Source organism: Brevibacillus sp. YAE8, assembly GCF_057543335.1.
Genome location: NZ_BAAIYG010000022.1, coordinates 74,424 through 84,287, shown reverse-complemented (window position 1 = coordinate 84,287; position 9,864 = coordinate 74,424). Strand labels below are relative to the sequence as shown.

6 protein-coding genes and 4 pseudogenes are annotated in these 9,864 nt (G+C 54.8%); 1 reads left to right on the top strand and 9 read right to left on the bottom strand.

What is annotated here, in order from left to right; genetic code table 11:
* Positions 1 to 163: 163 nt before the first annotated feature.
* The 4 genes and pseudogenes from AC27IT_RS20865 to AC27IT_RS20850 form a co-directional block, all read right to left on the bottom strand.
* Positions 164 to 1,345: an MFS transporter gene (locus tag AC27IT_RS20865; protein WP_340673023.1), complete on the bottom strand. Its 1,182-nt coding sequence runs from the start codon at positions 1,343 to 1,345 to the stop codon at positions 164 to 166.
* An 818-nt stretch (positions 1,346 to 2,163) separates the two neighbouring features.
* Positions 2,164 to 3,654, bottom strand: coding sequence for an MDR family MFS transporter (locus AC27IT_RS20860; protein ID WP_025849055.1), 1,491 nt, complete (start codon positions 3,652 to 3,654; stop codon positions 2,164 to 2,166).
* 134 nt (positions 3,655 to 3,788) lie between these two features.
* A pseudogene (locus AC27IT_RS20855) lies at positions 3,789 to 4,112 on the bottom strand (helix-turn-helix transcriptional regulator); the annotation flags it as partial.
* Positions 4,113 to 4,173: 61 nt separating this feature from the next.
* Positions 4,174 to 4,648 (bottom strand): annotated as a pseudogene (locus AC27IT_RS20850) (LysR substrate-binding domain-containing protein); the annotation flags it as partial.
* A gap of 86 nt (positions 4,649 to 4,734) precedes the next feature.
* On the opposite strand from AC27IT_RS20850, the pseudogene AC27IT_RS20845 reads away from it, so the two are divergent.
* Positions 4,735 to 5,430: pseudogene (locus AC27IT_RS20845) on the top strand (EamA family transporter); the annotation flags it as partial.
* A 114-nt stretch (positions 5,431 to 5,544) separates the two neighbouring features.
* Here the strand turns inward: AC27IT_RS20845 and AC27IT_RS20840 are convergent.
* The 5 genes and pseudogenes from AC27IT_RS20840 to AC27IT_RS20820 all read right to left on the bottom strand — a co-directional run bounded on the left by AC27IT_RS20840 (position 5,545) and on the right by AC27IT_RS20820 (position 9,552).
* Positions 5,545 to 6,861: a penicillin-binding transpeptidase domain-containing protein gene (locus tag AC27IT_RS20840; RefSeq protein WP_327945211.1), complete on the bottom strand. Its 1,317-nt coding sequence runs from the start codon at positions 6,859 to 6,861 to the stop codon at positions 5,545 to 5,547.
* Positions 6,845 to 7,375 (bottom strand): RNA polymerase sigma factor, encoded by a 531-nt coding sequence (locus tag AC27IT_RS20835; protein ID WP_327945212.1) that lies wholly within the window; start codon positions 7,373 to 7,375, stop codon positions 6,845 to 6,847. The genes AC27IT_RS20840 and AC27IT_RS20835 overlap by 17 nt, the downstream gene beginning before the upstream one ends.
* 127 nt (positions 7,376 to 7,502) lie before the next feature.
* On the bottom strand, positions 7,503 to 8,015 hold the full coding sequence (locus AC27IT_RS20830; protein WP_327945213.1) for an SRPBCC domain-containing protein: 513 nt from the start codon (positions 8,013 to 8,015) through the stop codon (positions 7,503 to 7,505).
* Between the two features lie 27 nt (positions 8,016 to 8,042).
* The gene (locus AC27IT_RS20825; RefSeq protein ID WP_026558143.1) at positions 8,043 to 8,387 is read right to left on the bottom strand and encodes an ArsR/SmtB family transcription factor; all 345 of its coding nucleotides are present in this window, start codon (positions 8,385 to 8,387) and stop codon (positions 8,043 to 8,045) included.
* 218 nt (positions 8,388 to 8,605) lie between these two features.
* A pseudogene (locus AC27IT_RS20820) lies at positions 8,606 to 9,552 on the bottom strand (ABC transporter substrate-binding protein).
* Positions 9,553 to 9,864 lie beyond the last annotated feature (312 nt).

The window sequence follows — 9,864 nt, the reverse complement described above, 5'->3', positions numbered from 1 at the left end:
CCGCTTGCCTGTTCGCTCGGCCTTCCGCTTGCCTGTTCGCTCGGCCTTCCGCTTGCCTGTTCGCTCGGCCTTCCGCTTGCCTGTTCGCTCGGCCTTCCGCTTGCCTGTTCGCTCGGCCTTCCGCTTGCCTGTTCGCTCGGCCTTCCGCTTGCCTGACCGCCGCTTAGCTTACGCTCGCGGCGTCAGACGGCCGCGTTTCTTTTCCGTACACGAGCAGGACGGTTGTGCCGACGAACAGCACGATCGTAAACACGCTGAAAATGAACGTATAGCTGTAGTGCAAGGCCGAATAGTAGCCGACGAGATAAGGCGCGATAATGCTGCCAATCCGCCCGATGCCGGAAGCGACGCCAGAGCCTGTCGCGCGCAGAGGCGTCGGGTAGTTTTCCGGCGTGTAGGCGTACAAAGCGCCCCAAGCGCCGAGATTGAAAAAGGAGAGCAACGCGCCTGTGACCAGCAGCTCGGTCGTCCCGCTGCTCTGCCCGAAGGCGAACGCCATCACGGCGGTCATCAACAAAAAGGTTGCCAGCGTCTTTTTGCGGCCCCAGTTTTCCACGAGGTACGCTGCGGCGAAGTAGCCCGGCAACTGCGCCAAGGTCATAATGAGGACGTACTGAAAGCTTTTAATCATCGTAAAGCCTTTGTCCACGAGCACGGACGGCATCCACAAAAACATGCCGTAGTAGGAAAAGGCGATGGCGAACCAGACCGCCCACAAGGCGATCGTTTCCCGCTTGTGCGAGGTGAGCAGCTTCTGCAGCGGCACCTGCTCGGCGCGCTGCTGGAACTGGGGCGATTCGGGAATGGCCCTGCGCGCGTACCACGCGTACACAATCGGCAAGGCCCCGATGATGACCGCCACTCGCCAGCCGTACTCCGGGATGATGAAGTACGAGATCACCGCTGCCGCGATCCAGCCAACGGCCCAAAAGCTTTCCAGCAGCACGACGGTACTCCCGCGTTTTTCCGGGGGCGCGAACTCGTTGACGAGCGTGGAGGCAACAGGCAGCTCTGCGCCCAGGCCCAAGCCCATAAAAAAGCGGAAGAGCAGCATGGTGAGAAAGCCTGTGGCAAAAGCGCTGGCGAAGCTGGCCGCGCCAAACAGCAGGAGTGTGAGGAGAAAGACTGGCTTTCGCCCGATCCGGTCTGCCATGTAGCCGCCTGCAATCGCCCCGATAGCCATGCCTACGAGGTTGCCGGTCCCCAAGAGGCCGGCTTCTTCCGGAGACAATCCCCATTCTTGCCTGAGTGCAACCATAATAAATGATAAAAGGGCAACATCCATCGCGTCGAACATCCAGCCAAAGCCGGCTGCCCAAAACACTTTTTTGTAAGGTGCTGACATTTGTTTTCCCTGCTTTCTTTTCGTTTGCGCGCATTCACGCCTTGTAAACATTTCGCGTGTCGTTCGTTTTTCCTGCCCGCAAATAAAAGTTCGACGATTTGCAGCTAGTTTTTCCCTTTGGGTGGGAAGTCATTAGTTTTTTTGATGTGGGGGAAGAAGTTTAGCCAGGGTTTATTAGTTATTTTGAATCGTTGAAAGTGGTTACTAAAAGCCCTTTATCGCGGCCATAGTGGTGGCGAGGAAAGAGAAGAAATCGCTGTAGCTTCTTGGGCTCCCTGCGCGGAAGCTTCACTGCCCGGCTCCGGGGAAAAAGCGAAACCGCGTCCAAAGTGGTCCTTTCGAGGATGTAGCTCAGAGTGGACGCTTAAAAGCGTGTTTCGCTTTTTCCCCTCCACCTCGGTTGGGTTCCCAAAGAGCTTTCGCTTATTTCTTCTCTTTCCTCGTCAGGGGCTTGCGGGGGTGGGCGGGGGTTAAAAAAACTTTAAAAGCTTGGGTGAGGATGCAATTTCGTGGGTGCTTGGTGTCTTTTTCACAAACGAATCATGCAGTCTGGTTCATTTGCAAAAATCGACGCTACTTCCCTCTGGCGTTTGCTTTTCATGTCAGTTTAACAAAGGCCGACCTTGAGCGGTTTCTCCTGTTTCCTCTCCGCTACAGCAACGATCAACTCCCTTTCTTTTAAAAACCCAATCGAGCCAAGCTCCCCGGCCCCTCAGAGGAAACAGGAGAAACAAGCGAAGGTCTTTGGGGCTATTACTGAGGTGGAGAGGAAAAAAACAAGCCAGAACAACGTCACTTGTTCTGACCTGCAAAAACGATCAATGCGCAGACGCGCCCTGGCCTTCCCATCCTTCTTTTTTCGGCGGGACCGCCCGCTTGATAAACAACGAAATGAGCCAGGCAAGCACGACAAGCGCGAAAGCGAGCAGGAATGCGCTTTTCATTCCTGCCATCATGGCGAGCACCTTTTGGGTGGCATCTGCTTCTGCTCCCCCGACCTGCTCCAAGTAACGGTTGGTGCCGTTTGTCATGATCGTGACCAGCAGAGCCGTCCCGACTGCTCCCGACACTTGCTGCAGCGTGCTGATAATGGCGGTGCCGTGCGGATAAAGCTGCGGCGGCAGCTCGTTCAAGGCGTTGGTCATGACCGGCATCATCAGCATCGAGATGCCCAGCATCAACAGCGTGTTCAAGATCATGATGGTCGCATACGAAGTAGACAAGGTAATAAAAGCGAATTGCCACAGCGTGTTGCCGACGAGCGCCAGGCCGATGACAGCCAGCCATTTGGCCCCGAACTTGTCGAACAGGCGCCCGGTAATCGGCGACATGATCCCCATGACGATCCCGCCCGGCAGCATGACGAGTCCTGCCTCAAACGGGCTGTAGCCCAGTGCGTTCTGGAGGAAGATCGGCAATAGCATCATTGCGGAAAACATCGCCATCATGACGATCATCATGATGACAGTCGACATCCGAAATACTTTATACGTAAAAGTGCGCAGATCAAGCAGCGGCTCGGCCAGGCGCAACTGCCGCCAGGTGAACAGGATGAGGGCGACAACCCCGATGGCGATCGGCCAAAGCACCTCGTTGCTCCCCCAGCCGCCAGAACCTTCTCCCGCGCTGCTGAAGCCAAACACGATGCCCCCGAAGCCACAGGTAGACAACAGCAGCGAAAGCACGTCAACGCGCGGGCGAGAAGTTTCCGTCACGTTTTTCAGTCGGAAATAGGCGAAAGCGATCACGAACAAAGCAATCGGCAATACGCCGTAAAAGAGCGCGCGCCAACTGAAATGTTCGACGACGATGCCGGACAGCGTCGGTCCGATCGCCGGTGCAAACGTAATGACAATCCCGATCGTTCCCATCGCGGAACCGCGTTTTTCAATCGCGACGACGGACAGCACCACATTCGTCAGCAAAGGGAACAACAGCCCCGTTCCCGCAGCTTGCAGCACCCTGCCGACCAAAAGCAGGCCGAATCCCGGCGCAATCGCCGCCGCGAGCGTCCCCAGCGCGAACAGCCCCATCGCAGACAAAAACAACGCCCGCGTTGTAAACCGTTGAATGAGAAAGGCGGTAATCGGGATCAATACGCCAATCACCAGCAAATAGCCCGTTGCCAGCCATTGCGCCTTGCTAGGAGAAATGCCGATGTCATCCATAATTTTCGACAAGGCCACGTTCAGGAGCGTCTCGTTGAGAATGGCTACAAAAACGCCGAGGATCATGACCATGACGACGAGGAAGTTGCTCCTGCTCCCGAACGTCCCTCCGCTCTGCTTTGCATCTTGATGATTTTCCACTTGGTTTCTCCTTTCGATCGTCCAATTGCGAGTATGCGCACTCACTTCATCTCTTCTCTAAATCGGTAACCCATCCTATCCTACCATGACCCATAGCTTGTGATTTCTTTTCGATTGCTATGATGCCAAGATCAATAAAACTGCCTCCAGTCGGAAAGCAACCGCAAAGAGCGCAGTTGGTCGTCAGCCCGCTGTGCAGACTCGCGAAATTCGCTCGGCGATACGCCCACTTTTTCGGCAAATCGGCTGGAAAACGTCCCAAGGCTCTGCTGCCCGATTTCCCGGCCGATATCGCGAACGCTCATGTTCGTGCGCAGCAGCAAATCCTTCGCCTTCTGCAAGCGCATCGAGGAGACGTAGTACAGCGGAGACAGGCCGATCCTTTCCATGAAAATACGCGCAAAATGGTATTGGCTGTAGGCAACATGACTGGCCAAACGGGAAAGTGGCAGAGGTTGACTGCATCGTGCTCGTGATGACGGCGTCTTTTCGGCGGATGAAAACCGTCGTCACGTCCCGGTACAGCTTCGGCACCGCATGCAGATGAACTTGCCCGCTTTCAGCCATGTGCCGTACCGCCGACCTGGGCAAAATCGTCATGCCGATGCCTGCTGCGACACCGCCGATGATCGTTTCATACGTTCCAAACTCCATGACCTTTTTCGGAATCAAGCCTTCCAGCTTCATCCAGCTCTCCAGCCGCTCGCGGAACCCGCAGCCTTTGTTGTACAAAAGCAGCGCCTTTTCCCGTAACCTCCTCAAGCGCAAAGGAGCTTCCTTTGGTAACGAGCACCAGCTCCTCGGTAAAAACCTGCACCTGCTCGATCAACGGATGGCTGATCGGCCCCGTCACGAACGCCCCGTCCAGCTCCACATCGAGTACGTGCTGGAGCAGACGCTCGGTTACGCCAGCCGTAAGCGAGAGATCGACCTGCGGATACCGGCTGCAATAGGCCGACAACAGGTCAGGAAGCCGATTGATCGTCTCGACCATGCCGATGGAAAGCACGCCGGACGGCACGGACGTCTGATGAAAAAATCGGTGCATATCCTCCATTTTCGCCAAAATATCGCGCGAAAAAGCTTATGGGAGAAACAGGCACGATCGCTGCCTCCATCATGGAAGTGCTCATGCCGATGATCCCCATCGCGCTGCTTGCCCTGCATACCAGAAAATGGCCGCCGGCTTATGCGATCACGAGCATTGCCATCGCTTTGGCCGGGGCGCTCTTGGTCATTACAAACGGGAGCCTGGCCTTCTTCGTCACGGCAAGCGACCAGCTTTTCCCGCTGCTGCTCATCTTCACAGGCGTCGTCGGCTGGGGCGTCTACTCGATGGGGAGCGCGCGTTTTGGCGGCTGGTCGACGCTGCGCTACTCGACATTGACGTGCTTGCTCGGCACAGGCGCCTCTTTTGGCGTGGTCGCGACTGCCACTCTGCTTCAATGGATACCCGCCCCGAGCTGGGAAAGCATCAGCTCGATCCGCTATGAAATGGCCTTCATGGTCCTGCTGCCGGGACTAGTCGCCCTGTTAAGCTGGAATGAAGGGATAAAAAGGCTCACTCCGCTCAACGGGATCTTGTTCATCAATCTGGTTCCGGTCACGACGTTTGCCTTGATGGCGCTTCAAGGCTACGAAATCAGCATGTTCGAGTTTTACGGCACGTTGCTGGTCATTTTTGCCCTGATCCGCAACAACCATTTTCAGCGAAAACAGCTCCGATACGGGAAAAGGCCGGAAAAAACCAAGCGGGCCGGGGGGCCGACTGCGTGATTCATCGATCGAGACGATCAGCCGAAAAAACAACGGGATTCGCGAGAGCATGCCCTGCCCTTCGCGAATCCCTGTTTCTGCCAATCAGCTATCCTGTTTTCGCCTCGCCGCCGCTCATTGCTTCTGTATATGCTGCAAGCTGTTTTGCAAGACCTGCTGGAATGGCTCAGCGACGATTTTTCTCCAACTGAGCACTTCTGGCCACTCCCTTTGCGGCTCGTCCACCCCGATATACACCAAAACTTTCGGATCGTCACTGGGCGCAAATCCGATCACGGAAACAACGTACTTTCCGGTTGCGTTCCCCTGCTGATCGGTCTTCTCTATCACACTAGGCTTTCCCGCTACCGAATAATCTTCCTGCGCAAGACGAAGGCCAACTCCGGAGCCGTGAACGCGGTTGACCACAGAGTCCAATATGTCGCGAACTTTTTCCGCCGTTTCCTCCGAGACGACCTGGCGGATCATGTAACGGCTGTTCTCCCCCACTCCCGCCTGTTTAAACAGATGCGGCTGCATCAGTTTTCCGCCATTGGCGATCGCCCCCACCGCAGCAACCTGTTGCAGAGGAGTAACCGCACCGCCCAGCCCCGTGGCCGCCAAAGCTACCTGGCGCGGCTCGTCCAGCTTGGGAAGCTGCCCCGCCTCTTCATCTGCCACCCCTGCCCCAGTTTTTTGCCCGAAGCCAAATCGCTGCAAATATTGTTGCATCGTCTCCCGCTGCAATCGTTCGTGGGCAAGCTTGGCGAATGCCACATTCGAGGAACGAAGAACTCCTTCCAGATAGGTGATTTTCCCCCAGCCGATGCCGTTGTTGAAATCTTTGATCGGTTCGCCCGGAATATCGGTGTACGTCCCGGATTCGTAAATTTCGCGCGGATCAAACTTGCCTTCCTGTATCGCTGCCGCCAGCGTCACAATCTGATAGGCCGCGCCGGGGTCAGGCATTGCTTTTACCGCGCCGTCAAAACGACTTTCGCTTTCATCCTTCCCCCGACTGCCTATCCCCAAAATCTCGCCGCTGTTCGGGTCGGCGACGATGACTGTCACGCTTTTCGGACGAACAGCTTCGTGCGTCTGCGCGAGCGCCTTTTCCACATACGACTGGATTTGCGAGTCGATCGTCAGCACAAGGTCCGTCTCCGCCGCTCCCGCAGCCGGCCGACTCTCGCCCTCTGTCTTCTGGCTACCGGGAGGGGATGGAGCTTGTGACGGGGGCAGAAACGGAGAAGCGAGCCACACCGCTGCCAAAAAAGCGGCGATCCCTCCGATAGCTTTGCGGGACGTTGTCCGTCCTTTCCGCTTTTCGAGCAGCGCCTTGTCCTGGCGAAGCTGACGAATGATGTCGCGCTGCTTGTCCTCCTCCATGCTGAGCCTCGGAAATGATTGCAGCAGCCTGCTAATCTCTTTTTCTTCAGAAGATGACGTCATGTAGCTGGACCTCCTTGCCGCGATTGCGCATTCGTTTTTGCAGCTCTTTGACTGCCCGGTGCAGCGTGGTGCTCACTTTTGCTTCGCTCCACCCCAAAATTTCGGCTGTCTCCTCCGTCGATACGCCTTCGATCAGGCTCAAGATCAAAACTTCGCGATACGTCCTTTTGAGCTGGTTCATCGTCTGGTACACCTCTTGTAGCTGCTCCTTTAACACCAATGCTTTCTCCGGCGTGCGCTCCCTGGAACGGAGAAACCGGAGGATCGACTCCGGGAACCAGTCGATCATTTTTTGCTTGCGCAGATGATCGATCGCCGTGTGCCGCGCGATCGCAAGCAGCCACGTCCTGGGCTGCGCCCTGCCTTCATAGCCGGACAAGGCTTTCAGCGCCTTCGTGAATACTTCCTGAACCAAATCCTCCACGTCTCTTCGGCCTGTAAAATAGGCCAGGTACTGGTACACATCGTTGCCGTATCGTAGAAACCATTGCTCGATTCTGTCATCCGGCTCCATTGCTTCGCTCCTTCATCTAACGTTGTTCTTATTGATTAGACGAAAAAATAAAATTTGCTTACATTTTTTGCGCAAAAAAAGAAAAAGCCGCCAGCTCCACAGCCAGGCGGCCTTGCTCGATCTCTTATTATATTTCGTTCAAGCGCTCTTCCAAACGGTCCCACGTCTCCGTGATGCCTTGCAGCATGCCCATGTCCATGACCGTCTTGAGCGCCTCTGCGGACGCGTATTCCGCCCGGTTGACCAGCTTCGTTTTGCCGTCCACGTCGATAAATTCCAGCGTGACCTCTGTCGACGGCAGCGACTCGTCCACGTTTCCTTCTGCATCGGAGAAGTAGTCGACGTAGACGATCTTGTTCGGCTCGTCGATCTCCTTGTACACGCCTTTGCCCCACGATTCCATGCCGTAATACTCGCCCTGGCTCTGATCGGCACACTTCATGCAGTAATGCCAGACGCCTTCCGGGCGAAAATCAATGTGGCAAACCGGAACCTCCCAGCCTCTCGGTCCCCACCAGCGCTTGAGATGCTCCGACTCTTTAAACATCTGGAACACAAGCTCGCGCGGTGCGTCGAAAACACGCTCCAGCACCAGTACGCGATCTCCTTCTACTCTCGACACCATTGCGTTTCTGGACATGACGATTCCTCCTCGTTTTTGTACACTCTAGAATTTTTCCTTGTTCTGCAATTCCCGCAAGTAGTCTTCCAGATTGTCGTACCTTTGTTCCATGATGCGCTGGAATGATTTTACCCAGGCATCGAGCGCCTGGAACGGTTCCGGCCGCAGTCGGTAAATCCGGCGGTTCGCCTCGGCTTTGGCTTCCACAATGCCGTTGTCGCTCAACACCTTCAAGTGCTTCGAGGCTTGGGGCTGGCGAAGTCCGAGCCGATCGGCAATCTCGCCCACAGTCAAAGGACCGTCGCGCAAAAGCTCTACGATCTGCAGACGATTCGGTTCAGCCAAAGCGCCCAGCGTTGTCATGCCCATGTCCGGATTGTTCCCTGACATGTCATTCACCTCATTACATGATGATTTCTCGGTATTTTCTCATCTCCATTGCCACTCCAGTCATCTGTCTGTTATCCATAATATACGCGATAGGGAATATTCTCGTAAAGGAATATTTTAAAAAAGGAAACGCTCGTCTGTCCAACAGTCTTCCCCAAAAAAAGAAGCCGGAAGAAACATTGCGTTTCTTTCCCGCTTCTACTGTGCCGAGCGCATGGTTATTGCTTTTTCAGCAACATCGCCCCGATCTCCCCAAGCAGCATTTCCTTGCCGATTGGGCCAAACGCTTTGATGTTGAACGTTTCGTTCGTCACTTCATAAAGATGGCCTTGTTGAACGGCTTTGTTGCTGTTCCAAACCGAGCTCTTTTTCAGCTCTGCGTAAACCTCATCCGCTTTGCCGCCGAAGTTGACGAGGAACAGATGGTCCGGCTGAAACTTCGACAGTCCTTCCAGCTCGACCATTTCCATTGTTTTATCGGCAGGTGTTCCCGCTGCCGGCTTTAAGCCGAGATCCGAGAACAGGATGTCCGCATAGCCGTAGTTTCCGTACACACGGAACAGTTTCGGCGTTACAGCGAGGAACATGAAGCTCTGTCACCGTATGTCTGCTTGAGCTGCTCGCGCATTGTTTTCGTCTTCTCGTCGTAGCCAGCCAGCCATTTGTTCACATCTTCTTCCTGTCCGAACAGGCGGCCGATTTCTTTAAACTTGTCCCGCCATTTGTCCATGTCTGTTTCCAGCACGACCGTTGGCGCGATTTTGGACATTTGCTCGTACAGCTTTTGCTGGCGGTTGTTCATAATAATCAGGTCTGGCTTTGTTTCCACTACCGCCTCCAGATTGATGGAGTCATCCCACATCCAGCCAACCGGTTTTACATCTGTCAGCTTGTCCGCTATGTGGGACATAATCTTTGTTTTGTATGTATTCGCCGTTGCCACCGGCTTGTGTCCCAAAATCAAAAGTTCCTCGGCTGCCCCCGACACGTCTGCAATCCGTTTCGGCTCCGCCGGAATCGTCACTTCCCCCATCAGATGCTTGACGACGCGTGTCTTTGGCTGCGTATCTGCTTCCGATGCGGTTTGGCTTGTGCCACAACCCGCCAATACGGCTACGGCTACGGCAACCAAGCAGGCCAGTGCGATTCGTGCTGTTTTTTTCATGCGTTCATTTCTCCTTGCTCCATGGTGTTTGGTGTAAACTATTTTTATGATAATAATTCTCATTATCAGTTGCAGAGTAGATAATCACATATTCGAACGCTTATGTCAATGATTTTTATTTGCGTCGTGCATATAAAATCAAAAAAGAGGCCGTCCCGTTGTCTTGCGACGATTGGGACAGCCTCCTTTTCATTTTGAAACGTTACCTTTTAACTTGGTGCAAACGATCACGTCTGCCCGGCCGTATCACGGTCACGGGGATCACCATGATAACGCTTGCTCCCGAGCCAACCGAGCAGCCACTGTGCGATC

What these genes read in the sequence shown, in the direction of transcription:
- AC27IT_RS20835 (WP_327945212.1), bottom strand. Translation starts at nt 7,375, where the DNA reads ATGGAGCCGGATGACAGAATCGAGCAATGGTTTCTACGATACGGCAAC.
- AC27IT_RS20830 (WP_327945213.1), bottom strand. Translation starts at nt 8,015, where the DNA reads ATGTCCAGAAACGCAATGGTGTCGAGAGTAGAAGGAGATCGCGTACTG.
- AC27IT_RS20840 (WP_327945211.1), bottom strand. Translation starts at nt 6,861, where the DNA reads ATGACGTCATCTTCTGAAGAAAAAGAGATTAGCAGGCTGCTGCAATCA.
- AC27IT_RS20825 (WP_026558143.1), bottom strand. Translation starts at nt 8,387, where the DNA reads ATGTCAGGGAACAATCCGGACATGGGCATGACAACGCTGGGCGCTTTG.
- AC27IT_RS20865 (WP_340673023.1), bottom strand. Translation starts at nt 1,345, where the DNA reads ATGTCAGCACCTTACAAAAAAGTGTTTTGGGCAGCCGGCTTTGGCTGG.